The organism is Jeongeupia sp. USM3 (genome assembly GCF_001808185.1).
Taxonomy (GTDB): domain Bacteria; phylum Pseudomonadota; class Gammaproteobacteria; order Burkholderiales; family Chitinibacteraceae; genus Jeongeupia.
In genome coordinates this window covers 491,260-517,748 of sequence record NZ_CP017668.1, presented here as the reverse complement: position 1 = coordinate 517,748, position 26,489 = coordinate 491,260, and the positions used below count along the sequence as shown (strand labels likewise).

Sequence of the window (26,489 nt, the reverse complement as noted above, 5' to 3'; positions counted from 1 at the left end):
CGAACGGCGGGCCTGACCGGTATTTCTGGTCGGTATTTGCGCAATAAGCCGGCGCGACTATAACGAGGGAGGCACTAGTCCAACCTTGATTTAAATCAAGCCGCCCGACGACCAACGTGCATTTTACCGTGCCGGGCGTCCTCCAGTCAGTTGTTTTTTTCCCTGCCGGCCTCATTTCCGGGCGACTCGTGCCCGGGGCGGTCGTCGTCCTGCAGGATGCGGTGCGCCGGCCCTTCCAGGTCGTCGAATTGCCCGCCGCGAATCGCATTCCAGAACAGCGCGCCGATCACGACCACCAGCAGGACCGAGAGCGGAATCAGCAGATAGAGGCTTTCCATCAGCTTCTCCGGGTTGGGCGGGTCAGCCGCAGTGCATTGAGCACGACCAGCAGCGAGCTGGCAGCCATCCCCGCGCTGGCCAGCCAGGGCGTAACCAGACCGGCGACGGCCACGGGCAGTGCGATCAGGTTGTAGAGCAGCGCCCAGCCCAGGTTTTGCCGCACGATCTTGCGTGTCCTGCGGGCAAAGGCGATGGCCGCGGGAACGTGCCGCAGGCGGTTGTCGAGCAGCACGGCGTCGCCGGCGCCATGCGCAACGTCGGTGCCGCCCCCCATGGCGACCGATACCGAGGCCGCGGCCAGTACCGGCGCGTCGTTGACGCCGTCGCCGATCATCAGCACCCGTCCGCCGCGGGCCTGCAGCGCGTTCAGATGGGCAAGCTTGTCCTCGGGTGACGCACCGGCGCGCCAGCGCGTGATCCCCAGTTGCCCGGCCGTTTCGGCAACGGCAGATTCGGCGTCGCCGCTGAGGATGTGCGTATTCAGGCCCATCCGCGTCAGTGCGGCGACTGCGGCCGCTGCATCCGGGCGGAGCGTGTCCGTGAGGCGGAACCAGCCCAGCCACTCGTCATCGCTCGCCAGTGCCAGCACGGTGCCCGATGCGGGGATCTCGGGCCGGGTTTGCCGGACATGGCGGGCGACGAAATCGGGGTGGCCGATCGCGTGCCGGACGCCGCCGATGACGCCGACGAGGCCACCGCCGGGGTGGTTGACGATGTCGCAGGCCACGCGGGGTTCGCCCTTGCAGGCGCCGGTAAAGGCGCGCGCCAGCGGATGTTCCGAGTGGAGCTCGAGCGCCGCGGCGAGTGCGAGCAGCGTCGACGGATCGTGCGTGCCAAGCGGCTGGACGGCCTGTATGCGCGGCTCGCCGAGCGTCAGCGTGCCGGTCTTGTCGAATACGACGTCGGTAACGCCCGCCAGCGTCTCGAGTGCATGCCCGCGGCTGATCAGCACGCCGCGCCGTGCCAGCGTGCCGGTGGCTGCGGTCAGCGCCACCGGCGTCGCCAGCGACAGTGCGCACGGGCAGGAAATCACCAGCACGGCGACGGCGATCGGCAGCGCGTGGGTCGGGTCGTGCCCGTGCCAGTAGAGCCAGGCTGCGGCGGCAGCCAGCAGCAGTGCGGCAACGAAGCGGCCGGCAATCCGGTCGGCCATCAGCGCCAGCCTCGGCTTTTCGGCGAGCGCACGGTCGAGCAGGCGTACGATGCCCGCGAGCCGCGTCTCCTGCCCGAGGCGTTCGACCGAAACGATCAGTGGCGAGCCGAGGTTGACGGTGCCGCCGGTGACGACGTCACCGACCCGCTTGTCGACAGGAAGGCTTTCGCCGGTCAGCATCGCCTCGTTGACCTGCGATTCGCCCTCGATCACGCGTGCATCGGCGGGAACGGCCTCGCCGGGCTTGACCAGCAGCACGTCGCCGACGCACAACCGGGCGACCGCGGCCTCGTGCGGCGTGCGCCCGTCCGGATAGTCGGCGAGCCGGTGCGCGAATGCCGGGATCAGTGCGGCCAGCTGTTCGAGTGCGGCGCCGGCCTTGGCGCGCGCCTGCGATTCGAGATAGCGGCCGGTCAGCAGCAGGAAGACGAACATCGATACCGAGTCGTAGTAGACCTCGCAGTGGTCGGTGATCGTTGCGTAAACGCTGGCGACAAAGGCGAGCAGCACGCTGATCGCGACCGGCAGATCCATGCCGGTCCGGCCGCGTTTGAGGTCGCGCCAAGCCGAAACATAGAAGGGCCAGCTCGAATACAGCACGACGGGCAGGGTCAGCACCAGGCTTGCCCAGTTCATCAGGCCAAGCCAGCGCGGTTCGATTTCGCCGGCCGGTGCCAGATAGACCGGCACCGCGAACATCATGACCTGCATCATCGACAGCCCGGCGACCCACAGCCGGAATAGCGCCGCCTTGCGCGATCTGGCCTGCGCCGCTTCCTGCCGCGCCCTGTCGTAGGGCAGCGCCCGGTAGCCGATCGCGGCAACCGCTTCGAGGATCGCCGACAGGCTGGTCCAGGCCGGGTCCCAGCGCACGCGGGCACGGTGGCTGGTGTAGTTGATCGACACGTCGGCGACACCCGGCACGCGGGCAATCTGCCGTTCGTTCAGCCAGATGCACGCCGCGCAGCTGATGCCTTCGATCATCAGAGCGGCGTCTTTCAGCTCGCCGTCGCTGGCGACGAAGCCCGCCTGCAGTTGCGGGTCGTCGTAGAGCGCCAGTTGTTCACGCAAGGCCTGCGGCAGCGGCTCGGCGCGGCCGGCCGGCTTCTCGCGCTGCTCGTAATAGGCGTGGAGCCCCGCGTCGATGATGCTCTGGGCGACGGCCTGGCAGCCGGCACAGCAGGCCGGTTCGTTGCGCTGGCGGTAACGGATGGTCAGGCTGGTGCTGTCGGGTACGGATTCGCCGCAGTGGAAGCACTGCAGGTCGACAGGCGGAGAAGCGGCGTTCATGGCGGCATTTTACCCGAGCCGGCGGCTCGCCGAACGATTGCGCCGCAATGAAAAAACGCCCCGGCGGGGCGTTTTTCCGGGTGCTTACGCCAGCCCTTTGGGGAGCGAAAACACGACGTTTTCCTCGATGCCGTCCATCGGCGATACCGATTCGGCACCGAACTCGCCGATCCGCTGGATGACACGCTGGACCAGCACGTCCGGCGCCGACGCGCCGGCGGTAATGCCAACCCGGACGCCGTCGGCAAACCATTCGGGCTTGAGTTCGGTTTCGTTGTCGACCATGTACGAGTCGATGCCGAGGCTGGCACCGACTTCGCGCAAGCGGTTCGAGTTCGAGCTGTTCGGCGAACCGACCACGACCAGCACGTCGACGTCGCGCGCCAGCTGCTTGACCGCATCCTGGCGGTTCTGCGTCGCGTAGCAGATGTCGTCCTTTTTCGGGCCGACGATGTCGGGGAAGCGTGTGCGCAGCGCATCGACAACGCGTTGCGCGTCGTCGACCGACAGCGTGGTCTGCGTCACGTAGGCGAGCTTGGCGTTGGCATTGACGACCATGGTCGGCACATCCTCGGCTTCCTCGACCAGATACATCCCGCCGTCGGCCTGGCCCATGGTCCCTTCGACTTCCGGGTGACCCTTGTGGCCGATCATGATGATCTCGAAACCCTGCTGACGCAGCCGCTTGACCTCGAGGTGGACCTTGGTGACCAGCGGGCACGTTGCGTCGAACACCGACAGGCCGCGCGCCTCGGCCTCGGCGCGCACCGCCTGCGAGACGCCGTGCGCCGAGAAAATCACCGTATTGCCGGCCGGCACCTCCGCCAGCTCCTCGACGAAGATCGCGCCCTTGGCCTTCAGGTCCTCGATCACGAACTTGTTGTGGACGACCTCGTGGCGCACGTAGATCGGCGCGCCGAACTTCTCCAGCGCCTTTTCGACGATGGCGATCGCCCGGTCGACACCGGCGCAGAAGCCGCGCGGCTGCGCGAGGATGATCTGCATGCTCATGCGGATTCCTTTTTGCGGAAGCTGTCCCAGACCATCAGCGCCGCGCCGACGCAGATCGCCGAGTCGGCGAGGTTGAATGCCGGGTAGTACCAGTTCCGATAATAAAGCTGGATGAAGTCGATGACGTGACCGAATAGCACCCGGTCGATCACATTGCCGAGTGCGCCACCCATGATCAGCGACAGCGCCAGCGCAAACATCGTCTGGCCATGGTGCTTGCGCAGCGTCAGCACGATGAACACCGAGACGCCCAGCGCCAGCACGGTGAAGAAGTGCCGCTGCCAGCCGCCGGCGTCGGCGAGGAAGGAGAACGCCGCACCGGGGTTGTACGCCAGTGTCAGGTTGAAGAAGCCGGGAATCACCGGCAGCACGTCGCCGTAGGCGAAGGCCGCTTCGGCGGCGTGCTTGGTGAGCTGGTCCAGTGCGATGACAACGACTGCCAGCGCGATCCACTGCCAGAACCGCTTAGGCATGCGCGCGCGCCTCGCCCTGGCCGTGCAGGTTGTCGTCGCAACGCGCGCACAGACCCGGGTGGTTGGCGATCGTGCCGACGCTCGGCAGGTAATGCCAGCAGCGCTCGCACTTGGTGTAGACCGACGGCGTGACGCCGATTGCCAGCGCCTCACCCTGCTTGAGCCCGGCCTTCGAGGTGATCAGCACGAAGCGCAGTTCGTCACCGAGGCTGGCGAGCGCGTCGTACAGCTCGCCGCCGGCAGTTACTTCGACTTCGGCCTGCAGGCTTGAGCCGAGCTTGCCTTCGGCGCGCAAGACCTCGATGTCCTTCTGAGCGGCGGTACGCGCTTCGCGAATCAGCGCAAACCGGGTCGACAGTTCGTCGGCGTCGGCGACGGCCGGTGCCTTGTGCCAGGTCGACAGGAAGACGCTGTCGTCGCTGCCGTTGAGCACTTCCCATGCTTCGTGCGCGGTAAACGACAGGATCGGCGCCAGGATGCGGACCAGCGACTGGCTGATGTGCCAGAGCGCGGTCTGCGCCGAGCGGCGGATCGCCGAGTCGGCCTTGGTCGTGTACAGCCGGTCCTTGATGACGTCGAGGTAGAACGAGCCGAGCTCTTCCGAGCAGTAGCGGTGGATTTCCTGCACCGCCGAGTGGAACTCGTAGCGATCGAACAGCGCGGCAACGCGCTGCTGGAAGGCGTCGAGCTCGACCAGTGCGTAGCGATCGAGTGTCAGCAGCTGCCCGGCCGGAACGACCTGTTCCACCTTGAAGTCGGACAGGTTGGCGAGCAGGAAGCGCAGCGTGTTGCGGATGCGGCGGTACGAGTCGGTCGTGCGCTTGAGGATCTCCTGCGACAGCGACATTTCGCCCGAGTAGTCGGCGCTGGCGACCCACAGGCGCAGCATGTCGGCACCGATGCTGTTGAAGATCTCCTGCGGCTCGATGCCGTTGCCCTTGGACTTCGACATCTTGTGACCCTTTTCGTCGACGGTAAAACCGTGGGTCAGCAGTTGCTTGTACGGTGCACGACCTTCGGTCGCGCAGCCGGTGAGCAGGGACGACTGGAACCAGCCGCGATGCTGGTCCGAGCCTTCGAGGTACAGATCGGCCGGCCAGCCGAGTTCTTCGCGCTGCCGCAGCACCGCGTAGTGGGTCGAGCCCGAGTCGAACCAGACGTCGAGCGTGTCCTTGAGCTTTTCGTAGTGTTCAGCTTCGGCGCCGAGCAGTTCCTCGGCTTCAAGCTTGAACCAGGCCTCGATGCCTTCGTTTTCGATGCGCTGTGCAACCTGTTCGAGCAGTTCGCCGGAACGCGGATGCAGGTCGCCGGTTTCCTTGTGCACGAAGAACGTCATCGGCACGCCCCAGTTGCGCTGGCGCGAGATGCACCAGTCCGGGCGGTTGCCGATCATCGCCTCGAGCCGCGCACGGCCCCAGGTCGGGAAGAACTCGGTGTCGTCGACGGCCTTGTTGGCGTGCTGGCGCAGCGTGCTGCCGTTCACCGCCTTTTCCATTGCGATGAACCACTGCGTGGTGGCGCGGAAAATGATCGGCGTCTTGTGGCGCCAGCAGTGCGGGTAGCTGTGCTTGAGCTTTTCGCTCGCAAACAGCGCCTGATGCTCGTCGAGCGCCGCGATCACCAGCGGGTTGGCTTCCCAGACGGTCTTGCCCGGCGCGAACGGCGCACTGCTGACGTAGCGGCCATCGCCGCCGACCGGGTTTTCCACCGGCAGGTGGTAATGCAGGCCGACGAGATAGTCGTCGAGGCCGTGCGCCGGGGCGGTGTGCACCAGGCCGGTGCCGGCCTCGGTGGTGACGTGCTCGCCGAGGATGACCGGCACTTGCCGGTTGAGGAAGGGGTGTTGCAGCTGCAGCAGGTTCAGCCGCGAGCCATGGGCCTTGGCGATCACCTCGGCCGCTTCGATGCCGTAGCGCTTCAGCGCGGATTCGGCCAGGTCGGCTGCCAGCACCAGCAAGCCCTTGGGCGTGGCGATCAGGTCGTAGTTCAGCTCCGGGTGGACGCACACGGCCTGGTTGGCCGGCAGTGTCCACGGTGTCGTGGTCCAGATGATCGCGTAGGCGGGCTGGTCCTGTAGGTTCACGCCGCCAAAGGCCTGCGACAGTGCTTCGGTATCGACGAAGCGGAAGCCGGCGTCGATCGCCGGCGACACCTTGTCCTCGTACTCGACTTCGGCCTCGGCCAGTGCCGAGCCGCAGTCGACGCACCAGTGCACCGGCTTCTGGCCTTTGACGATGTAGTCGTTGGCGTGGATCTTGCCGAGCGTGCGAACGATGTTGGCTTCGGTCTTGAATGCCATCGTCTGGTACGGATCGGCCCAGTCGCCCCACACGCCGAGACGGATGAAGCCGGCCTTCTGGATTTCGATCTGCTTGGCGGCGTAGCTGCGGCACAGTTCGCGCACGAAGGCGGCCGGCAGGTGCGTTTCCTTTTCGCCCAGACCGTTTTCCTTGCGGAAGGCGACGATGCGGGCATGGATGTCCGGATTGGCCTTGACGGCCTTTTCATCGTTCTTGGCGATTTTTTCGATCTGGTGCTCGATCGGCAGCCCGTGGCAGTCCCAGCCCGGCACGTACGGTGCATCGAAGCCGGCCAGCGACTTCGACTTGATGATGATGTCCTTGAGCGTCTTGTTTACCGCGTGGCCGAGGTGGATTTCGCCGTTCGCATACGGCGGGCCGTCGTGCAGGATGAACTTGGGCCGGTTTTCCTGCCGGGCGCGCTCGCGCAGCTTCTTGTACAGCTGCTTGTCCTGCCACTGTTTCAGGAAGCCCGGTTCGCGCTTGGCGAGGTCGCCGCGCATCGGGAAGGCGGTGTCCAGCAGGTTGACCGGGTATTTGTTCGGCGCTTTTTCGCTCATGGTGTCTCTCGGTGTTGGGCACGTGTCGCGAACCAGTCGCGGGCTTGGTCACAATCTTTGTGGATCTGGGCGATCAAGGGTTCCAGACCCGAGTACTTTTCTTCGTCGCGCAGCTTGGCGAGAAAATCCACCCTCAGGTGCTTGCCGTAGATTTCGCGCTCGAAGTCGAACAGGTGCACTTCCAGTACCGGCGCCGCATCGGCACCCTTGACCGTCGGTCGCACGCCGAGGCTGGCAACGCCCTGCCACGGCTTTTCCAGTCCGTGGGCCTCGACGACGAAGACACCCATCATCGGCGGCTTGTTGTGGTGCAGCTGGATATTGGCGGTCGGAAAGCCGAGCTGCCGCCCGAGCTTGTCGCCGCCGGTCACCCGGCCGGAAATCGAATAGGGCCGGCCGAGAAGGGCGGCGGCATGCGCCATGTCACCGGAGGCCAGCGCGGTACGCACCGCGGTCGATGAGACGCGCTCGCCGTCGTGGGCGACGGTCGACAGCGCATGCGCGTCGAATGCCTCGGACTGCGACAGCAGCGCGATATTGCCCGCGCGCCGCGCGCCGAAACAGAAGTCGTCGCCGACGATCACGTAACGGGCGTTGAGCCGCCTGGCAATGATCTCGTCACGAAAGGCTTCCGCTTCGTAGCCGGCAAAGCGCCGGTCAAAGCGCTGGACGATCAGGTAATCGACGCCTTCCGCGGCGAGCAGCTCGGCCTTCTCGCGAAAGCTGGTGAGCCGTGCCGGCGCGGTATCGGGCGCAAACAGCTCGCGCGGATGCGGCTCGAAAGTCAGCACCGCGGTCGCGAGCCCGCGAACGCGGGCGATGTCGCGAACCTGGGCCAGCATGGCCTGGTGCCCGAGATGCAGGCCGTCGAAGTTGCCGATGGTCAGTGCACAGGGCGGAAGTTGGGCTGCGGTAACACCGCGTACGACTCGCATGATCGGCGTGGCAATCGGGTGCAAAACCGTAGATTTTAGCGGGTATGCGCCGGCTTGTCAGGCGCGCCCGGTGCGATGTTTTGCACGCATTCGACGGTTGCACTTTCTATATTGAAGCGACTTGTCAGGGGTGCCTCATGAACGATGCCTACCAAGCGCTTTTGCGCCTGCTGCCACTGGTGTTGGCGGCATCAACCCTGCACGGCTGCCTGTACTGGCTGAAAGGCGGTCGGGCGATGACGGTGCGCGCACGGCGCCGGTGTGTCCATGTGGCGGCGCTGGTGCTGGGAGGCGGGCTGTGGATTGCCAAGCTCGGCTGGCTGCTGGTGATGGCGCCGGAGCGCCTCGGACAGCTTGCCCTGCTGCCTGCGTTCGGCGGGCTGCTCGTCCTGCTGGCGGGAAGCGCCGTAGCGCTGCACCTGTTGGCCGGCCACCGGTTGCGGCCGATGGGGCTGACCGTACTGGCACTCGGCCTCGCCGTCGCACTGGTCGCCGGCGATCGCTTGACTGACCTTGGCGCCGGTTTCGCGCCACCGGTGCTCGGCATCAGCGTGCTGATGCTGGTCGCCGCGACGGCGCTGACATGGGGAGGCCATGGCAGCCTCGCCGGCACCTCATCGCCGCCCTGGCAGTATCCGGTGCTGCTGGCCGTGTTCACGCTTGCGATGGCGGGCTCGTACCTGTTGCCGGGGGGGTATGCACCGCTGCCGATCATGGACCCGGGCGGCGATCCCGATCAACTGACCGCACTGGCGGCGACGGGGGGCTTGCTATTTATTGGCGTCGTAACCGCGCCGCCGCTGGCACTACTGCTCAAGGCCGAGGCCGCGCCGGCCGACGCCGGCCAACTCAGGCGACAGTCGTGGCTGGCTACCGGCTTGCTGCTGGCCTTTGTGCTGACCGGGGCGGGCTGGACGCTTGCCCAGGGCCAGCGGATGGCGGAGGCGCGAGCCGTCGGTAGCGATGCGTGGACTGGTGAGCTGGCGCAGCTGCAGGACATGCGCCAGAAGCTGGTCGCCGCGGATACGCCGCAGGCTTGGCGTGGCGAAGCGGGTGAAGCACTCCGCCGCGACTGGGCCAACTGGCGGCGAGCCGCCGGCGTGGTGGCGAACGATGATGTGACGGAGGGGCGAGGCGTCGCCTTCCAGGTCGAACGTGACCAGATATTCCGCGCGATCGACACCCGGCAGCAAGCGCTGGTCGGCTCCCTGGGTGCGACCGGCAACGAGTCCCGCCTTACCGGCGCCGCCGTCCGGGCTGTCACGGTCGCGTGGTTGCTGGTAACGGTGGCGCTGATCCTCGCGGGGGTTTTCGTCATTGCGCGGGTCGCGCGCAGTGCGCGGCATGCCAATGCCGAGCGCATGCGGCTGCAGGCCGACATTGTCGAGCGCGAATCGCTCAGCGATGCGCTGCAGCGCAGCAACGAGGCACTACAGGGCGGGCTGGACGCACTGCGGCGCCACCTGCAGGACGTCTCGGTCCAGCGCGAACTCGGGCGCATGCTCGAGTGCTGCCAGACCTTCGACGAAGCGCGCGACATCATCCGGACGAGCATGGCCAAGCTGTTCCCCGAGAGCGCCGGACAGTTGTTCATCGACAACCCGGGCACCTCCCAGCTCGAAGAGGCCTGTCGCTGGGGCGAGCTGCCGCGCTCGCACACGGCGATCGCCCCGGACGATTGCTGGGGCGTGAGACTGGGGCAGCCTCACTGGCTGCAGTCGCCGCAGCAGGGGCCGCGCTGCCGACATGTGCCGGTGGCGCCGGCGAGACAGAGCCTGTGCATTCCGCTGACCGCGCAGGGGCGCAACCAGGGGGTGCTGACCTTGCTGGGCTCGTTGGCGCGGTCCGAAAACCAGTTCAGCGACGTCGAGCACCAGCTGGCGCTGTCCGTCGCCGAGCAGATCTCGCTGGCGATCGCCAATCTGCAACTGCGCGAGACGCTGAAGCAGCAATCGATCTCCGACCCGCTGACCGGGCTGTTCAATCGCCGCTATCTCGAAGAGTGCCTGCGCCGGGAGCTGGCCCGGGCCAAGCGCAGTCATGGCGCCCTCGGGGTGGCGATGGTCGATATCGACTATTTCAAGCGTTACAACGATACCTACGGGCATGAGGCCGGCGATGCCGTACTGCGCGCCCTGGCGCAATGCCTGCTCAACCTCGGCCGTGCAGACGACGTCGTCTGCCGCTACGGCGGCGAGGAGTTCACCGTGCTGCTGCCGGGCATCGACCGCGACGGGCTGACCGACTGGGGTGAGCGGCTGATGGCCGCTGTGAGGTTGCTCTCGGTGGATTTTCATGGCCAGCGCCTGATCGGCATCACGATCTCGATCGGCGCGATGCTGGTCGGCGGCGGCGAGTCCGATACCGATTCGCCGCTCGAGCTGGCGGATGCCGCGCTCTACGCCGCCAAGCGGGAGGGGCGCAACCGCCTGCGCTGGTGGACGCCGGCCGATCCGAGCCGGGCCGACGCCGAGCGCGAATCCGTCGGCACGCTGCATTCGGCCCACTGAACCCGCGGGTTTACGGCGCGGCGTCCACCGTGCCGTCTGCGCGCGCCGTTCCCTGGCTGACCTGATTGTTGTTCAGGCGGACTCGCACCGACTGGCCTTCGCTCGCGCTGTTGAGTGCCACACCCTCGTTGCTGACGTCGATGCCGCCGATCCGCACGACCAGCTTGACGCGCTGCCCCTGGCGAATGACGTTGGCCGAACGCAGCATTTCCGCGCGGATCGGCGCTCCGCTTGCCAGTGCGGTGCCGAGCGTCCGTCCGGCGGCCTGGGCTGTGTCGAGCACTACGCTGCCTGGCAGGTCGGCAAGATTGCCGCGCTGCGGCTGCAGGTCTGCAGTGCCTAGCACGTGACCGGCCGGCAGGGGCCGGGCTGCAACGTAATAAACCACCTCCTGGCCGATCTGCACGGGCAGGTTGACCGACCAGCTGGCGCCGTCGATGCAGCGGACGCGGACCTGGGCATTGCCGAGCAGGCGCTGCCCGGGGGCAAGCTGGATGTCGCGCTGCGCGCAGGCAGCCAGCTTCAGCCGGCTGTCCAGGTGGCCGGCCTTGACCGTTGCGCCCGGCGAGGTGCTGAGCTGCTGCCTCACCCATGCCTCAACCTCCTGGCGCAGAACGTCGTTGTCCATCGGCGCGGCGTGACTGACGGCGCTGGCCGCGAGAAGTACGAGGGGGGCTGTGCGTTTCATCGCGCCATTATATGTTGCGAGCACGCCGCACCGACAGCGGGCGTCACCGACGCGTCATGTTGACGCTTTAGCGTTCTGCGCTTTCGTTCACAATAAGGATGAGACGCAATGAAGCACGGTATTCCGGCCCTGGCGCTGGCCACATTGATCGGTACGGGCCTGTCCGCCTGCGGTGGCGGCAGTGACGGCGCATCTCCGACCCCGGCGCCGACTCCGGCGCCCACCCCCGCACCGAGCGCCAAATCCGGCCAGTTTCTCGACGCGCAGGTGGCGGGGCTGGAATACTCGACCAGCAGCGATGGCGCCCTGCGGGTCACCGATGCCAGCGGCACGTTCGGCTATCGCGATGGCGACACGGCCACATTCCGGGTCGGCGATATCGTGATCGGCTCGGCCAAAGGCAAGGACAAGGTGACCCTGGCCGATTTCGATCCAGCCAACCCGCTGTCCGACAAGGTCATCAGCCGGGCGCGGCTGCTGCAAACGCTCGACGCCGACCAGGATCCGGACAACGGCATCGCTATCGAGGCGGCGACCCGCGCCGCACTGAAGGGCAAGTCGCTGCCGCTCGACGACATGCAGGCATTCGATGCTGCCGCCAGCGGCGTACTCGGAAAGGTGCCGGTCAGTACCGCGACCGCTCGCGAGCACTTCGAGTCGACACTGGCCATGCTGAACGGCGCAGCGACGACCAAGGTCAGTGCATCGGGCGTAACGCTCGAAATCAGCAAGTACCGCGTCCAGGTGCCCGCGAAGTTCTACGTGCCGTACCCGGGGAGCGACGCCGGCATCAAAGCTGCCTTCCCGCAGGGCTTTCCGCTGTCGGTCGGCTCCAGCCTTGCCTACAAGGGCAAGGACGCCGACGGTAGCCAGCTTTTCTACATCCTGACCGACCGCGGCCCCAACGGTGATTCGCCGGACCAGTCGGACAGCCGGAAGAGCAAGGTGTTTCCGGTGCCGGGCTTCAATCCGAAAATCGGCCTGATGCGCCTGAAGGGCGGCGTGGCGACCGTCGAATCGACGACCGACCTCAAGGATGTCGACGGCGGCAGAATGAGCGGCTTGCCGCTTCCTGTCGGTGTGGTCGGCGCCACGAACGAAGCGGCGCTGAACGAAGCTCTGGGCAAGCTGAACCCGGCCGACGATGTGCGCGGCATCGACCCGGAAGGGCTGTCGATCGACAAGGGGGGCAAGCTGTGGCTGACCGACGAATACGGCCCCTTCCTTGCCCAGCTCGACCCTGCAACCGGCAAATTGCTGAAAAAGCTGGCGCCGGGCAGCGGTCTGCCCGGCATCATCGCCAAGCGCCAGGCCAATCGCGGCTTCGAAGGTGTGGCGGTGACGCCGTCGGGCAAGGTCGTTGCGATGGTGCAGTCGATCCTGTCGATCGAGGATGCCAAGGACAGCAACGGCAAGACGCAGAAAACCAGCAAGTCGCCGGTAATTCGCCTGGTCGAGTACGACCCGGCGACCGGCACGACGCGCATGCTGGCGTACCCGTTCGACACGGCGATCTACGACAAGGCCAAGGACGCCAAGCTCGGCGACCTGATTGCATTGTCCGATACCCGTTTCCTGCTGATCGAGCAGGGTGCGCAGAAGGACGGCGTGGTCCACAACATGCTGGTGCTGATCGACACGGCCACGGCGACCGACCTGACCGGCAGGACGATCAACGGGCTCGAGGTCGAGTATCAGGGTGATCTGGCCGCCATCAAGGCCGCCGGCGTTACGCCGGTCGCCAAGCGCGTGCTTGCCGATCTGCGCGATGCGAAGTTCGGCTGGGTGGCCGAGAAGGCCGAAGGGCTGACGCTGATCGACGCCAATACGATTGCGCTGATCAACGACAACGATTTCGGCCTGTCGGGCAAGATCGTTGACGACAAGGGCGTGGTGCTCAAGGGCGATGACTGCAGCCAGGACGCCGGTGGCACGCTGACTGGCAGCAAGTGTGCGGCGCTCGCCAACCCGAAATACCGGATCGGTCGCGGCAGCGACGACGAACGCCCGAGCCGGCTGTGGGTGATCCGTTTCGGTACGGCGCTGAAGGACATTGCGCTGTAACGCGAAGCCGGTCTCCACCCCGGAAAGCCCCGCTCGCGGGGCTTTTTGTTACGGCAGCTTGCGCGCGGGATCACTTACAATGTGCGGCTCAGTTCACGGAGTTTCCCATGCTCGACCTGCTTTTCGGCATTACGACGCTGGTCGTCCTGATCGCCGGCGTTGTCGTCGTGCTGCGCCTGCAGCAACTTGCCCGAACCCAGCAGGACGTGCTCGACCTGCTGTCGCAGGAGCTCGAGGCCAAGCACCGGCAGATGCTCGGCGATCTGCATGCGGGCCTTGCGCGGCAGACCGAATCGCAGCACGCGGCGCTGGCGCAGCACGGCAGCCTGCTCAACGAGGCGGTCAACCGCTCGGCCGGCCAGTTGCGCGATGCGATGGGCGAGTCGTTCGACCGGCTGCGGGGCGGTGTGAGCACCGAACTCAAGGACACCCGCGAAGCGCTGAACCGGCTGGCCAGTACACAAAGCGAATCGCTGTCGGCCATGCGGCTGTCGCTGACGTCGACGCTGTCGGAAACGCGTGAGCTGATGCTCAAGCAGCTCGCCGATATCGCTTCTGACCTCAAGGGCAAGCAGGATGCGCTGCGCGAGGACGTGCTGGTCAAGCTCTCGACGATGCTGGCCGAGCAGTCGAAGCGCGAAATGGAGCAGATCCAGCTGCTGTTGCAGGCCACGTCGCAGCAACTGACCACCACCGTCGGCGAACTGACCAAGACCGCCGATACGCGGCTGGCCGAAATTTCCGGCAAGGTCAACGAGCGGCTCGACGAGGGCTTCAAGAAGACCAACGAAACGTTTGCCAGCGTGATGGCGCGGCTGGCGACGATCGATGAGGCGCAGAAGAAGATCGACGGGCTGACGACCAATGTGGTCAGCCTGCAGGAGCTGCTCGGCGACAAGCGCTCGCGCGGCGCATTCGGCGAGGTGCAGCTCGAGCACCTGGTGCGCAACGTGCTGCCGGCGCAGGTGTACGAATTCCAGGCAACGCTGTCGAACGGTACGCGCGCCGACTGCCTGCTGCGACTGCCGGAGCCGACCGGGCTGGTCGCTGTCGACGCCAAGTTCCCGCTCGAGAACTATCACCGGATGTTCGACCCCGCGTCGGACAAGGTGGTCGCGACACGCGCATTCAAGGTCGACGTCAAAAAGCACATCGACGATATTTCGGGCAAGTACATCATTACCAACGAAACCGCCGACGGCGCGGTGATGTTCGTTCCGGCCGAGGCGGTGTTTGCCGAGATTCACGCCTATCACCCGGATCTGGTCCAGCATGCGCTGGCGCGACGGGTGTGGATCGTGTCGCCGACCACGCTGATGGCGGTGCTCAATACCGCGCGCGCGGTGATCAAGGACGTCGAGACGCGCAAGCAGGTCCACATCATCAAGGAGGCGCTCGGCAAGCTGTCGCAGGAATTCGGGCGTTTCGACGAACGGATGAAGAAACTGGCGACGCATATCCGCCAGGCGCACGACGACGTCCAGAGCGTGGCGATCACCAGCGAAAAGATTTCGCGGCGTTTCGTCGAGATCGAGCAGGTGAAGCTCGAGGGCGATGGCGCCGACCCGGCTCGGATCGAGGCGTAAAAAAAAGCCCGCTGGCAGGCGGGCACTCAAGTCATGAGGAGAGATGAAGCTTTGCCGGTTGTTCCGGTACGGTTCAACTGGCACAAGTTCATGTTAAATCGCGCCCGCCCCGGTCTCCACGGCCAAACTCACACCTGTGAGTAATGCCGTCCGGATGGAGCTGGTGTGGTCTTTTCGGCAAATTGGCGCCGGCCGTGTTCGGCTCGTCCGCGTGTCGTGGTATTAAGCGTTTTTGCGCTCAACAAGAGACCGGGGAGGTTCGAATGAAAACGCATCTGGCACTGCTGGTGCTGTGTCTGACTACCGGACTGGCGCACGCCGAGATCTACAAATGGAAGGACGCCAACGGCAACTGGCAGTATTCCGATACGCCGCCCGCCGGGGCCGACAAGGGCAAGGCACAGATCGTCAAGACGACCAAGCAGCCCGTGACAACCGTTGCGCCGCCGGCCGCGAAGGCTAGCGCGCCGGTAGCATCGGCGGTGCAGCCGGCTCCGCAGACCCAGGCCGAGAGCAAGAAGGATCCGAAACTCTGCGCCGAAGCGAAGACCCGGCTTGGTTACCTGCAGGCGGCGCGATTCAACAGCCTGAACGACAAGGGCAAGGTCGAATTCATGACCGAAGAGCGCAAGAAAGAGGAAATTGCCAAAATCCAGGAAGTCATCAAGAACAGTTGCTAGCCGGCTGCGGGGCGGGCCTTACTGCTCGCCGCCACCTTTCTTCATCGCCTTGCCTTCGGCAACGCGTTTGCGGCGCACTTCCTTGGGATCGGCAATCAGCGGGCGATAGATTTCGACGCGATCGTGCTCGCGCAGCACCGCGTCCAGCTTGATTGCCTTGCCGAAGATGCCGACCTTGTTCTGCGCAAGGTCGATTTCGGTGAGCTCGTCCAGAAGCCCGGACTGGGCGATGGCCTGCTCCGCGGTCGTGCCGGCGGCCACTCGCAGCGCGACGAGCTTTTGCTTTGCCGGCGTGGCGTAGACGACCTCGACGCTGATGGATTCGCTCATATCGCTCAACCGTGGCGCCGATCGGCTTCCTTGACGAAGCAGTCGACGAAAGTGCCGGTGATTTTCTCGAACACCGGGCCGATCAGTACCTCGAGCGCCCGGTTTTCAAACTGGTAGTCGAGTTCGAACTCGACCTTGCACGCGTCTTCCATCAGCGGCGTGAATTGCCATATCCCCGACAGCGTCTTGAACGGCCCGTCGACGAGCTGCATTTCGATGCGGTTCTCGCTGTTGAGATTGTGGGTGCGGAAGAACGACTTGACCCGCAGGAAGTCGATGCGCAGCGTCGTGTTGAGCGTGGTCGGGGTGCGCTCGTGCACCTCGACACCACCACACCATGGCAGGAAGCGCGGGTAGTGCTCGACGTCGTCGACGAGGCGGAACATGTGCGCGGCAGAGTGGGGAACGAGAACGGACTTGCGGATTTGCTTCATCGGGAACGGCGTCGCGCCTCGGGTCACAAGGCGCTAGAATAGGCGGCCTTCGCCCATGAACGACTGTCGGAAATGACCGAGTATCCTACCGCCCACCCCGAAGCCATGCAAGCCGGCCTCGCTGCCGATGTCGCTGCACTCAGGCTGCCGCCACATTCGATCGAGGCCGAGCAATCGGTGCTCGGCGGGCTGATGCTCGACAACACGGCGTTCGACAAGATCGCTGACGTCATCAACGAGAACGACTTCTACCGCGAAGACCACAAGAAGATCTGGCAGCACATCGTCAAGCTGATCGAGCACAACCGGCCGGCCGACGTGATCACCGTTGCCGAATCGCTCGACAACTCGAACGACCTCGCCTATGTCGGCGGACTGGCCTACCTCGGTTCGCTGGCGTCGAACACGCCATCGGCGGCCAACATCCGCCGATACGGGGAAATCGTCCGCGAGCGTTCGGTGATGCGCCAGCTTGCCGGGGTCGGCACCGAGATCGCCGAGTCGGCGTACAACCCCGACGGCCGTGAATCGGCCCAGTTGCTCGACGAAGCCGAGTCACGGGTTTTCCAGATTGCCGAGCAATCGGCCAAGGGGCAGAAGGGTTTTATCGCGATGCCGCCGATCCTCAAGGAGATCGTCGAGCGCATCGACCACCTGTACCAGCAGGACAACCCGTCCGAAGTCACCGGCGTCGCCACCGGTTTCATCGACCTCGACAAGATGACGTCGGGGCTGCAGAAAGGCGACCTGATCATCGTCGCCGGCCGGCCGTCGATGGGCAAGACGGCGTTTTCGGTCAATATCGCCGAATACGTCGGTGCCGAGCTCAAGCTGCCGGTCGCGATCTTCTCGCTGGAAATGGGGGCGGCGCAGCTGGGTATGCGGATGGTCGGCTCGATCGGCAAGATCGACATGCACAAGCTCAAGACCGGCCGTTTCGAGGACGAGGACTGGCTGCGACTGACGCATGCGGTGAACAAGCTCTCCGAGGCGCCGATCTTCATCGAGGAGACCGGTGCGCTGACTGCAATGGAGATTCGCACCAAGTCACGAAGACTGGCGCGGCAGGTCGGCGGCCAGCTTGGCCTGATCGTGATCGACTATATCCAGCTGATGGCGGGCCGTGCCGGCGCCAAGGACCAGAACCGGGCGACCGAGGTCAGCGAAATTTCCCGTTCACTCAAGGGCTTGGCGCGCGAACTTCAAGTGCCGATCATTGCGTTGTCGCAGTTGTCGCGTGCGGTCGAGCAGCGTACCGACAAGCGCCCGATGATGTCCGACCTGCGAGAGTCCGGCGCCATCGAGCAGGATGCCGACGTGATCATGTTCATGTACCGCGACGACTACTACAACCCGGATTCGCCGCACAAAGGTCTGGCCGAGTGCATCATCGGCAAGCACCGTAACGGCCCCACCGGCAAGATTCCGCTGGTGTTCATGGGGCAGCATTCTCGCTTCGACAATGCGCTGATGCGGCCGGAAGGCTGGTCGAGCGACCTCGAGTAACAACCTCATCCAGTGCACCAACAAAAAACGCCAACCCCTTGTCCGGATTGGCGTTTTTTGTTGATGTTAAAGCGATACTTTAACGGAAGTAGTTGAGCGCACCCTCGAGCCCGACCCGGTTGATGCAGAACGGCGCTTCGGCCTGCACCCTGGGCTTGGCGTGGCAGGCGATGCCGAAACCGGCCTCGTGCAGCATCGGCAGGTCGTTCGCGCCGTCGCCGAGCGCGACGACCTGCTCGCGCCGCAAGCCGAGCGCTTCACGCAGCGCGATCAGTTCGGCCTTCTTGCGTTCTGCGTCGACAATGTCGCCGTTCACGCGGCCGGTCAGTTTGCCGCCTTCGATTTCGAGCACATTGGCGATCGTCTTGCTCAGGTTCAGACGGGGTTGTAGCCGGTCGGTAAAGAAGGTGAACCCGCCGGAAATCAGCAGCGTCGTGGCGCCGGCCGCCTGGAAGCCCGTCAGCATTTCTTCGGCCCCCGCCATCAGTTGCAGCCGCTCGTCGTAAACGCGCTGCAGCGCGCCTTCGTCGAGCCCGGCCAGCAGTGCGACGCGACGCGTCAGGCTTTCACGAAAATCCAGTTCGCCACGCATCGCTGCTGCGGTGATCTCGGCGACCTGCGGCTTGATGCCGACCATGTCGGCGATCTCGTCGATGCACTCGATCGTGATCAGCGTCGAATCCATGTCCATGACGACAAGGCCGATGTCGCGCACGCCGAGTTCCTCGGGGATGAAGGCGTAGTCGAGCTGATTGCTCTCGCAGAAATCGGCAACCGCTTCCTCGTTGCCGATGTGTGCGCCGTGCAGCTTGAAGGCGCGCTGGCTGATGGCTTCGATCTGGTGCGCATCGGACAGGCGGGCGAGTTGCTTCAGGTCCTGAGTGGCAATGTCGGGGGCTTGGATGACGAGACGGTGCATGGCTTCGGGCGGTCGGGCGGAAAAGAGGGCGATTCTAGCACCGGACGGCATGCCGCCCGGTGCTGCGGCTTGCGCGGTTCAGGCGCCGTGGCACTTCTTGAACTTCTTGCCCGAGCCGCACGGGCACGGATCGTTGCGGCCGACCTTGGGCTCTTCGCGCTCGACGCGCTCGACCTGGCCGTACTTCTGCTCGAGCCAGTAGAACATCACGTCCTCGACGATCCACGGTAGCTCGGAAATGCGCTCCTCGCGCTGCTTGACCGTCAGCGGGCGGCTTTCGTCATCGGGCTCGTGACCTTCCTCGAGGGCGAGAACGGCCGCGACCGAATCGAACAGTTGCTCGTCTTCGTCGAGCGCCTTCTGCCAGACGTCCTCGCGCGCGAGCAGGCCAAGGCGGAAACCGCTGGCCCAGTAGGCGCCGAGCGAGTCCTGCCATTTCTCGTCGGCGCCTTCGTCCGACAGTACCAGCGGGAAATACAGCGGCTCTTCGCCGATGTTTTCGCGCCGTTTCGGTGCGAATGCGGCCTTGATGCTGGCGGCGTGCCGGCGGATCAGCGAGAACGTTTCTTCGGCCTCGGTGGCGTCGTCGAATTCGGGCGGCGTGCCGTCGAAGACCTGCGGCAGCCATTCATCCTCGGGGACTTCGTCGGGGCCGACGGCCAGCGCCACCAGGAAGCCGTCGAGCATTTCCAGGTCCATGGTCTCGGCAGGCGTGCGCGGCGACATCAGGAAGGCGTCGAGGCGGTCGAGTTCGGTTTCGTCGAGGGGTGTTTGCATATCGGTCATGGTGTTCACTTGGTGAGTTCGGCGAGCAGTTCCTTGATGCGAACGGCGCGCAGGGTGGGTTCCGGCCAGTTGCCCTCGACGCGCATGCGGTCGGGCGGCAGCATCTTGTAGTTTTTCTTGCTCTGGATCAGCTGGATCAGCTTGAACGGTTCGACGACGGTGTTCGGTGCAAAGGTCAGCACGATGGCCGTGTCGGCGGCGTCGATCTTCTGGATGCCCATGGGCTTGGCCAGCATGCGCAGGCGGTGGCAGTCGAGCAGCACCTTGGCCGGGTCTGGCAGCAGGCCGAAGCGGTCGACGAGCTCCTGCAGGATATCGTCAAGCTCGTCCGGCGTCTCGCAGTTGGCGAGCCGCTTGTACAGCGACAGCCGCTCGTGCACGTCCGGGCAGTAGTCGTTCGGCAGCAGCGCCGGGGCATGCAGGTTGATCTCGGTGGTGATGCCGAGCGGTTGCGACAGGTCGGGCTCGAGGCCCTTCTTCAGCGACTTGACCGCTTCGTTCAGCATCTGGCTGTAGAGCGAGAAGCCGATTTCCTGCATCTCGCCCGACTGCGAATCGCCGAGCACCTCGCCGGCGCCGCGGATCTCGAGGTCGTGCATCGCCAGGTAGAAGCCCGAGCCGAGTTCTTCCATCTGCTGGATTGCCTCGAGCCGCTTCTTCGCATCGGCGGTCATCCCCTCGAGGTCGGGCACCAGCAGATAGGCATAGGCCTGGTGGTGCGAGCGGCCGACGCGGCCGCGCATCTGGTGCAACTGCGCCAGGCCGAACTTGTCGGCACGGTTCATCACGATGGTGTTGGCGTTCGGGATGTCGATGCCGGTTTCGATGATCGTCGTGCACAGCAGGATATTGAAGCGCTGGGCGTGGAAGTCGCGCATCACGTGCTCGAGCTCGCGTTCGCGCATCTGGCCGTGAGCGACGCCGATCCGTGCCTCGGGCAGCAGCGCGGCGAGCTTCTCGCGCATGTTCTCGATCGTGTCGACTTCGTTGTGCAGGAAGAAGATCTGGCCGCCGCGCTTGAGCTCGCGCAGCGCCGCCTCGCGGATCACGCCGTCGGAATACTTGGCGACGAAGGTCTTGACCGACAGCCGCTTGCTCGGCGCGGTGGCGATGACCGAAAAATCGCGGATGCCTTCAAGGCTCATCGCCAGCGTGCGCGGAATCGGTGTTGCCGTCAGCGTCAGTACGTCGACATTGGCGCGCAGCGCCTTCAGCTGTTCTTTCTGCCGGACGCCGAAGCGGTGCTCCTCGTCGATGATGACAAGGCCGAGCTGTTTGAAGGCGACGTCGGGCTGGACGAGCTTGTGCGTGCCGATGACGATGTCGACCGAGCCGTCGGCCAGACCCTTGAGTGCGGCGGTGGTTTCCTTGCCGGTCCGGAAGCGGCTCAGCTCGGCGATGCGCACCGGCCAGTCGGCGAAGCGGTCGGCAAAAGTCTGTGCGTGCTGTTCGGCCAGCAGCGTCGTCGGCACCAGTACCGCGACCTGCTTGCCGCCGGCGACGGCCGCGAACGCCGCGCGCAGCGCGACTTCGGTCTTGCCGAAGCCAACGTCGCCGCATACCAGCCGGTCCATCGGCTGGCCGACACGCATGTCGACCAGCACGGCCTCGATCGCCGCGGCCTGGTCGGGCGTTTCGTCGAAGCCGAAGCCTTCGGCGAATGCTTCGTAATCATGGTGTTTCCATTCGAACGCATGGCCTTGTCGCGCCGCGCGCCGCGCGTACAGGTTGAGCAGTTCGGCCGCCGTGTCGCGGACCTGTTCGGCCGCGCGGCGCTTGGCCTTTTCCCAGATGCCGGAGCCGAGCCGGTGCAGTGGCGCCGCATCGGCCGCACCCCCCGAATAGCGGCTGATCACGTGCAGCTGGCTTACCGGCACATAGAGCTTGTCGCCGGCGGCGTATTCGAGCAGCAGTAGCTCGGTTTCGCCCTCGCCGAGGTCCATCGCGGTCAGCCCCATGTAGCGACCGATGCCATGGGCTTCGTGGACGACGGCGTCGCCGATCTTGAGTTCCGACAGATCGCGCAGCATTGCGTCGGTGTTGCTGCGCTTTTGCTGCTTTTTCCCGCGTCCCTGGGCAACGGTCGGATACAGGTCGGCCTCGGTGATGACCGCCAGTTGCTCGCCGGTCAGCATGAAGCCGTTGTAGAGCGGCGCGGCCGACAGCATCAGCCGGGTCTTGCTGGCCTCGACAGCGTCGGACCATGCTTCGACCAGCGTCGGCTTGAGGCCGTACTCGGCAAAAAACTGCGCCATCGTCTCGCGGCGGCCAAGGCTCTCGGCGGTGATCAGCACCTTGCCCGGAAAATCGGCAACGAAGGCTTCGAGCCGTGCCAGCGGATTGTCGGCGCGCCGGTCGACGGCAAGCTGCGGCAGCGGCTGGGTCGGGATGGGCAGGTCGCCGCCGCCGATCAGCTCGACCCGGCGTTGCGGCTTGATCCGGCCGAAAAGCTCGTCCGGCGCCAGATAGAGTTCGGCCGGCTTCAGGATGGGCCGGTCCTTCTCGCCGGACAGGTTGCGGTAGCGGTCCTGTGTATCGCGCCAGAACGCCTCGGCGGCGTCGAGCACGCCGCCGTGCAGCGCGACGACCGCTTCGGCCGGCAGGTAGTCGAACAGCGTCGCAGTGTGGTCAAAAAACAGCGGCAGATAGTACTCGATGCCTGCCGGCGTTACGCCATTGCTGATGTCCTTGTAAAGTTGGGACTTACTCGGGTCGCCCTCGAAGATTTCGCGAAAGCGCTGGCGGAATTTGGTGCGGCCGGCGTCGTCGAGCGGAAACTCGCGCGCGGGCAGCAGGCGGATGTCCGGTACCGGATAAAGGCTGCGCTGGGTGTCGACGTCGAAGGTGCGGATCGTCTCGATTTCATCGTCGAACAGGTCGAGCCGGAACGGGAGTGGCGAGCCCATCGGGTACAGGTCGACCAGCCCGCCGCGGATCGAGAATTCGCCCGGGCTGAATACCTGGGTAACGTGGTTGTAGCCGGCGAAGATCAGGTCGGCGCGCAGTTTTTCCGGGTCGAACTTGCTGCCTTTCCTGATGTTGAAGGTGTAGGCGGCGAGATACTCGACCGGTGCAAGCCGGCCCATCGCGGTCTGGATCGGAACGATGATGACATCGGCCTGCTGTTCGCGGATCTGCCAGAGGCTGGCAAGTCGCTCGGAGATCAGGTCGTGATGCGGACTGAAGTGGTCGTAGGGCAGGGTTTCCCAGTCGGGAAGCTGGACGACGGTATGCTTCGGCGCAAAGTAGCGGATCTCGTCCCTGATCCGGCCGGCATCCTGGGCCGAAGCGGTAAGGATCAGCAGCGGGCGCGCCTGCGTTGCCAGCCGTGCCAGCAACCAGGCGTCGGCCGAGCCGTGGGGCGTGGCAAGAAGCAGGCGTTCGCCGGCGCGCGGCAGGGTCGGGGTGGTCATGTGCGGATTGTGCGGCAATCGGAAATAGCCCCGATTATACCGGTGGCGATGAAAGCTTCAGTACAAGCCATGTGGCGAAGACCATCTGGCGGATAAGAATACGAGGAGGGGCAATGTCGGTACGGTGGTGGCGCGAAGCGCAACTGGCGGGGCTCTATGGTGTGGCGCAGTGTCTGTCCTGGCTGTTCGTGACGCCCGGCCAGTACGGCTCGCTGGTTGCGCCGCATGTCGGTGTCGCGGTGGCCGGCCTGCTGCTGCTCGGCTCCCGCGCGTGGCCGGCGCTGGCGCTGGCGGCCTGGGTGCTGCCGGCCCTGAGCGGCTTGTCGCTGCCGGCCATCGCGCTGGTCGCACTGGCGCAGGTGCTGCAGGCGCTGCTGGTCGTCGGCCTGCTGCCGGGGCTGGCGGCATCGGGTGACGTCCGCGTCCGCGATGCATTGCGGCTGCTCGTTGCCGGGCCGCTGGTCGGTGTGCTGCTGGCGGCAACCTTCGTGTCGATCGTTTTCGGCGTATTCGAGCCGGGGCGGGAACTCAATACCATCGGCTTGTGGATCGAGCGCACAATGGGCGAGGCACTCGGCATCCTGATCGTGGTGCCGTTTGCCGCCGGCCTGCGCTCCGAGCTGCGCAGCTTCAACGCCAACCGGCTGATCGAGCTGACATTGCTGGTCACGGTGACCGCGGTCGGGACGATGCTGATCTACCGCCATTACGGCGAGGGGCTGGCCAACCTGCAGTTCCTGCTGTTCCTGCTGATCATCTGGTCCGCGCTGCGGCTGGGGCATATCGGCAACGGCTGCACGATGGCGACCGCCGTCATGGTGGCGACGGCCATACTGCACGGGCTCAGCCTGCCCGGCGCCGACGATCTGTCGATCATGCTCCACCTCTTTACCGTCGCCGTTGCCGGACTGCTGATGGCGGCGTCGTACCGCGACGAAGCGGCGGCGGCCCGCAGCGTGCGGCTGGCGGCACAGGTGTTCGACAACGCATCGGAAGGCATCCTGATTACCGATGCGCAGGCGCGCATCGTCGCGGTGAATCCGGCGTTCAGCCGCGTTACCGGTTTCGGCGCCAACGAGGCGATCGGCAAAACGTCGCGGATGTTCGGCGAGCACCGCCGCTCGCGCGAGAAGAATCGCGAAATGGTCACCCGGCTGGCCGAGCACGGCCACTGGGAAGGGGAAATGCTCGATCGCCGCAAGAATGGCGAGACTTACCCGGCCTGGCTGTCGATCAGCGCGGTGCGCGACGAGGTCGGCAACGTCAGCAATTACGTCGGCGTGTTTTCTGACTACACGCACCGCAAGGAAGCCGAACTGCGTCTGCACTTCCTGGCCAATCACGACGCGCTGACGCAGTTGCGCAACCGCAGCGCAATGCATGCGGCGCTGAGGCAGGCGGCCGAGCATGAGTCGGCCGAGCCTTTTGCCTTGCTGTTTCTCGACCTGGATCGCTTCAAGGCGATCAACGACAGCCTTGGGCACGATGTCGGCGACGAGCTGCTGAAGGTGGTGTCACAGCGTCTGCGCGGCTCGCTCAAGGATGGCGACATTACCGCCCGGCTCGGCGGGGACGAATTCACCGTGCTGCTGCGCGGCATGCAGAGTGCCGACGATGTCGCTGCCGTCGCCGAGCGCCTGCTGAGCCGGCTGGGGCAACCGGTGCTGATCCAGGGGCACGAGCTGTTCGTGACCTGCTCGATCGGCATCAGCCTGTTCCCCAGTGACGGCCTGCTGCCGGCGCAACTGATCAAGAACGCCGACGTGGCGATGTACCGCGCCAAGGAGCTCGGCAAGAACACCTTCCAGTTCTTTGCGCCGGAAATGAATGTCCGCGCCTTCGAGCACCTGGTGCTCGAGAACGGCCTGCGTCATGCGCTCGAGCGCGACGAGCTCTGTCTCTACTTCCAGCCGCAGGTCGACCTTGCCGCCGGTACGCTCTATGGCGTCGAAGCCTTGCTGCGCTGGTCGCACCCGCAACTGGGGCTGGTGCCGCCGGCGAGCTTCATTCCGCTGGCCGAGGAAAACGGCCTGATCGTGCCGATCGGCGAGTGGGTGCTGATCGAGGCGTGCCGGAAGATGCGCGACTGGCTCGACGCCGGCCACGACATCCCGCGCGTCGCCGTCAACCTGTCGCCAAGGCAGTTCATGCGCGAGCAGTTGCCGCAGCAGGTCGCAACGGCGCTGGCCCGGGCGCAACTGCCGGCCGACCGGCTCGAGCTGGAGATCACCGAAAGCATGATCATGCAGAACCCGGACCGCGCGGTGCGCATTCTTGCGCAACTGCGGGAAATGGGCGTGCTGCTGGCGATCGACGACTTCGGGACCGGCTATTCGTCACTGTCGAACTTGCGGCATTTTCCGCTCGATACACTCAAGATCGACCGTTCGTTCATCGAGAGCGCGCCGGATGACGAGGACAGCGGCGCCATCGCCGAGGCGATCGTCGCGATGGCGAAGAAGCTGCGCCTCAGGGTGATCGCGGAGGGCGTCGAAACGCAGCAGCAGGCTTACTTCCTGCGGCGGACCGGCTGTCATGTCGTGCAGGGCTACCTGTATGCGCCGCCGCTCTGCGACGTCGAGCTGCTGCATTATCTGGCGCAGAACGGGCTGATCGGGAACGGCGAGGCGCGCGTGCTCGCGGTCTGATATTGCCGGCCGGCTCGCCGCGGCTGCTAGAATTGCGGCTTTCCTATCTTCGCCGCCGGCGATTCGTCGCCGCCCGCCATGCAAAACAAACTGATTCACGGCTTTCACGCCGTTTCGTCCCGACTGAAGCGCTTTCCCGACAGCGTGCGCGAGCTGTACCTGAATGCCGCGCGCATCGATGCCCGCGCCAAGGAACTGATCAAGCTTGCCGAAGAGCAGGGCGCCAAGGTGGTGCTGGTCGACGTCGCCCGGCTCGACGGGCTGACCGGCAAGGCCCGGCACCAGGGCGTTGCGGCACTGATCGACCCGACCAAGTCGTACGTCGCGCTCGACGATGTGCTCGAAGCGCTCGATGAGCCACCGTTCCTGCTGGTGCTCGACGGCATCACCGACCCGCACAACCTCGGCGCCTGCCTGCGCGTCGCCGACGCGATGGGCGTGCACGCGGTGATCGCGCCGAAGGACAAGTCGGTCGGCATCAATGCGACCGTGTCGAAGGTTGCCTGCGGCGCGGCCGAAACGGTGCCGTACGTGATGGTGACCAATCTGGCGCGAACGCTGCGCGAGCTGAAGGAGCGCGACGTCTGGATCGTCGGCACTGCCGCCGAAGCCGATACCGACCTGCACCACTTCGAGGCCCGCGGCGGCATCGCCTGGGTGCTGGGGAACGAGGGCGAGGGGATGCGCCGCTTGACGCGCGAGCATTGCGACCAGCTGGTGTCGATCCCGATGTACGGCTCGGTCGAGAGCCTCAATGTGTCGGTTGCGACCGGGATCGTGCTGGCCGAGACGCGCCGGCAGCTTTCGCTGCGCTGATTCGCGGGCGCTAGGAAAAATGGCCGGCATTGCCGGCCATTTTGACGT

The 26,489-nt window shown here is 65.4% G+C and carries 19 protein-coding genes; 7 read left to right on the top strand and 12 right to left on the bottom strand.

Going from position 1 to position 26,489, the window contains the following annotated elements:
- Nucleotides 1-146: 146 nt before the first annotated feature.
- From ccoS to BJP62_RS02275, 6 genes are all read right to left on the bottom strand, one after another.
- The gene (ccoS, locus tag BJP62_RS02300) at nt 147-338 is read right to left on the bottom strand and encodes a cbb3-type cytochrome oxidase assembly protein CcoS (RefSeq protein WP_070526081.1); all 192 of its coding nucleotides are present in this window, start codon (nt 336-338) and stop codon (nt 147-149) included.
- Complete coding sequence (locus BJP62_RS02295) at nt 338-2,782, bottom strand: heavy metal translocating P-type ATPase (protein ID WP_070526079.1); 2,445 nt, start codon at nt 2,780-2,782, stop codon at nt 338-340. Before BJP62_RS02295 ends, ccoS begins: the two co-directional genes overlap by 1 nt.
- A gap of 84 nt (nt 2,783-2,866) precedes the next feature.
- On the bottom strand, nt 2,867-3,793 hold the full coding sequence (gene ispH, locus BJP62_RS02290) for a 4-hydroxy-3-methylbut-2-enyl diphosphate reductase (protein ID WP_070526077.1): 927 nt from the start codon (nt 3,791-3,793) through the stop codon (nt 2,867-2,869).
- On the bottom strand, nt 3,790-4,266 hold the full coding sequence (gene lspA, locus BJP62_RS02285) for a signal peptidase II (RefSeq protein ID WP_070526075.1): 477 nt from the start codon (nt 4,264-4,266) through the stop codon (nt 3,790-3,792). The genes ispH and lspA overlap by 4 nt, the downstream gene beginning before the upstream one ends.
- Nucleotides 4,259-7,126 (bottom strand): isoleucine--tRNA ligase, encoded by a 2,868-nt coding sequence (gene ileS, locus BJP62_RS02280; RefSeq protein WP_070526073.1) that lies wholly within the window; start codon nt 7,124-7,126, stop codon nt 4,259-4,261. Before ileS ends, lspA begins: the two co-directional genes overlap by 8 nt.
- Nucleotides 7,123-8,061 (bottom strand): bifunctional riboflavin kinase/FAD synthetase, encoded by a 939-nt coding sequence (locus BJP62_RS02275; RefSeq protein ID WP_070532185.1) that lies wholly within the window; start codon nt 8,059-8,061, stop codon nt 7,123-7,125. The genes ileS and BJP62_RS02275 overlap by 4 nt, the downstream gene beginning before the upstream one ends.
- 137 nt (nt 8,062-8,198) lie before the next feature.
- Here BJP62_RS02275 and BJP62_RS02270 point away from each other — a divergent pair, with 137 nt between their 5' ends.
- Nucleotides 8,199-10,571, top strand: a complete 2,373-nt coding sequence (locus tag BJP62_RS02270; RefSeq protein ID WP_070526071.1) for a diguanylate cyclase — start codon at nt 8,199-8,201, stop codon at nt 10,569-10,571.
- 10 nt (nt 10,572-10,581) lie between these two features.
- On the opposite strand, the gene flgA is transcribed toward BJP62_RS02270, so the two are convergent.
- Entirely contained in the window at nt 10,582-11,259 is a 678-nt protein-coding gene (flgA, locus tag BJP62_RS02265) for a flagellar basal body P-ring formation chaperone FlgA (RefSeq protein WP_070526069.1), read from the bottom strand.
- A gap of 108 nt (nt 11,260-11,367) precedes the next feature.
- Here flgA and BJP62_RS02260 point away from each other — a divergent pair, with 108 nt between their 5' ends.
- The 3 genes from BJP62_RS02260 to BJP62_RS02250 all read left to right on the top strand — a co-directional run bounded on the left by BJP62_RS02260 (nt 11,368) and on the right by BJP62_RS02250 (nt 15,589).
- A complete protein-coding gene (locus BJP62_RS02260; RefSeq protein ID WP_070526067.1) occupies nt 11,368-13,323 on the top strand; it encodes an esterase-like activity of phytase family protein in 1,956 nt (651 codons plus the stop codon).
- 107 nt (nt 13,324-13,430) lie between these two features.
- Entirely contained in the window at nt 13,431-14,909 is a 1,479-nt protein-coding gene (gene rmuC / locus BJP62_RS02255) for a DNA recombination protein RmuC (RefSeq protein WP_070526065.1), read from the top strand.
- Between the two features lie 263 nt (nt 14,910-15,172).
- A complete protein-coding gene (locus BJP62_RS02250; RefSeq protein ID WP_070526064.1) occupies nt 15,173-15,589 on the top strand; it encodes a DUF4124 domain-containing protein in 417 nt (138 codons plus the stop codon).
- An 18-nt stretch (nt 15,590-15,607) separates the two neighbouring features.
- Here the strand turns inward: BJP62_RS02250 and BJP62_RS02245 are convergent, their stop codons facing one another.
- Both BJP62_RS02245 and BJP62_RS02240 read right to left on the bottom strand, forming a co-directional pair.
- The gene (locus BJP62_RS02245; protein WP_070526062.1) at nt 15,608-15,919 is read right to left on the bottom strand and encodes an RnfH family protein; all 312 of its coding nucleotides are present in this window, start codon (nt 15,917-15,919) and stop codon (nt 15,608-15,610) included.
- Between the two features lie 5 nt (nt 15,920-15,924).
- Nucleotides 15,925-16,353 (bottom strand): type II toxin-antitoxin system RatA family toxin, encoded by a 429-nt coding sequence (locus BJP62_RS02240; RefSeq protein ID WP_070526060.1) that lies wholly within the window; start codon nt 16,351-16,353, stop codon nt 15,925-15,927.
- Nucleotides 16,354-16,425: 72 nt separating this feature from the next.
- On the opposite strand from BJP62_RS02240, the gene dnaB reads away from it, so the two are divergent.
- Nucleotides 16,426-17,859 carry a replicative DNA helicase gene (gene dnaB / locus BJP62_RS02235; RefSeq protein ID WP_083300647.1) on the top strand — a complete coding sequence of 478 codons (1,434 nt, stop codon included), beginning with the start codon at nt 16,426-16,428 and terminating at the stop codon, nt 17,857-17,859.
- Nucleotides 17,860-17,938: 79 nt separating this feature from the next.
- Here dnaB and serB read toward each other — a convergent pair whose 3' ends face one another.
- The 3 genes from serB to mfd form a co-directional block, all read right to left on the bottom strand.
- The gene (gene serB, locus BJP62_RS02230) at nt 17,939-18,778 is read right to left on the bottom strand and encodes a phosphoserine phosphatase SerB (RefSeq protein ID WP_070526058.1); all 840 of its coding nucleotides are present in this window, start codon (nt 18,776-18,778) and stop codon (nt 17,939-17,941) included.
- A gap of 78 nt (nt 18,779-18,856) precedes the next feature.
- Nucleotides 18,857-19,555, bottom strand: coding sequence for a YecA family protein (locus BJP62_RS02225; RefSeq protein WP_168163776.1), 699 nt, complete (start codon nt 19,553-19,555; stop codon nt 18,857-18,859).
- Nucleotides 19,556-19,569: 14 nt separating this feature from the next.
- Nucleotides 19,570-22,977 (bottom strand): transcription-repair coupling factor, encoded by a 3,408-nt coding sequence (gene mfd / locus BJP62_RS02220; protein WP_070526054.1) that lies wholly within the window; start codon nt 22,975-22,977, stop codon nt 19,570-19,572.
- A gap of 113 nt (nt 22,978-23,090) precedes the next feature.
- Between mfd and BJP62_RS02215 the strand changes: the two genes are divergently transcribed.
- Both BJP62_RS02215 and rlmB read left to right on the top strand, forming a co-directional pair.
- A complete protein-coding gene (locus BJP62_RS02215; RefSeq protein ID WP_070526053.1) occupies nt 23,091-25,625 on the top strand; it encodes an EAL domain-containing protein in 2,535 nt (844 codons plus the stop codon).
- A gap of 78 nt (nt 25,626-25,703) precedes the next feature.
- On the top strand, nt 25,704-26,441 hold the full coding sequence (rlmB, locus tag BJP62_RS02210; protein WP_070526051.1) for a 23S rRNA (guanosine(2251)-2'-O)-methyltransferase RlmB: 738 nt from the start codon (nt 25,704-25,706) through the stop codon (nt 26,439-26,441).
- The last annotated feature ends 48 nt before the right edge of the window (nt 26,442-26,489 follow it).

Coding starts and splice junctions, on each gene's coding strand:
- lspA (WP_070526075.1), bottom strand. CDS start 4,266: ATGCCTAAGCGGTTCTGGCAGTGGATCGCGCTGGCAGTCGTTGTCATC.
- serB (WP_070526058.1), bottom strand. CDS start 18,778: ATGCACCGTCTCGTCATCCAAGCCCCCGACATTGCCACTCAGGACCTG.
- BJP62_RS02275 (WP_070532185.1), bottom strand. CDS start 8,061: ATGCGAGTCGTACGCGGTGTTACCGCAGCCCAACTTCCGCCCTGTGCA.
- ispH (WP_070526077.1), bottom strand. CDS start 3,793: ATGAGCATGCAGATCATCCTCGCGCAGCCGCGCGGCTTCTGCGCCGGT.
- BJP62_RS02245 (WP_070526062.1), bottom strand. CDS start 15,919: ATGAGCGAATCCATCAGCGTCGAGGTCGTCTACGCCACGCCGGCAAAG.
- flgA (WP_070526069.1), bottom strand. CDS start 11,259: ATGAAACGCACAGCCCCCCTCGTACTTCTCGCGGCCAGCGCCGTCAGT.
- BJP62_RS02250 (WP_070526064.1), top strand. CDS start 15,173: ATGAAAACGCATCTGGCACTGCTGGTGCTGTGTCTGACTACCGGACTG.
- mfd (WP_070526054.1), bottom strand. CDS start 22,977: ATGACCACCCCGACCCTGCCGCGCGCCGGCGAACGCCTGCTTCTTGCC.
- BJP62_RS02295 (WP_070526079.1), bottom strand. CDS start 2,782: ATGAACGCCGCTTCTCCGCCTGTCGACCTGCAGTGCTTCCACTGCGGC.
- ccoS (WP_070526081.1), bottom strand. CDS start 338: ATGGAAAGCCTCTATCTGCTGATTCCGCTCTCGGTCCTGCTGGTGGTC.
- BJP62_RS02225 (WP_168163776.1), bottom strand. CDS start 19,555: ATGCAAACACCCCTCGACGAAACCGAACTCGACCGCCTCGACGCCTTC.
- BJP62_RS02270 (WP_070526071.1), top strand. CDS start 8,199: ATGAACGATGCCTACCAAGCGCTTTTGCGCCTGCTGCCACTGGTGTTG.
- BJP62_RS02215 (WP_070526053.1), top strand. CDS start 23,091: ATGTCGGTACGGTGGTGGCGCGAAGCGCAACTGGCGGGGCTCTATGGT.
- rmuC (WP_070526065.1), top strand. CDS start 13,431: ATGCTCGACCTGCTTTTCGGCATTACGACGCTGGTCGTCCTGATCGCC.
- dnaB (WP_083300647.1), top strand. CDS start 16,426: ATGACCGAGTATCCTACCGCCCACCCCGAAGCCATGCAAGCCGGCCTC.
- rlmB (WP_070526051.1), top strand. CDS start 25,704: ATGCAAAACAAACTGATTCACGGCTTTCACGCCGTTTCGTCCCGACTG.
- BJP62_RS02260 (WP_070526067.1), top strand. CDS start 11,368: ATGAAGCACGGTATTCCGGCCCTGGCGCTGGCCACATTGATCGGTACG.
- BJP62_RS02240 (WP_070526060.1), bottom strand. CDS start 16,353: ATGAAGCAAATCCGCAAGTCCGTTCTCGTTCCCCACTCTGCCGCGCAC.
- ileS (WP_070526073.1), bottom strand. CDS start 7,126: ATGAGCGAAAAAGCGCCGAACAAATACCCGGTCAACCTGCTGGACACC.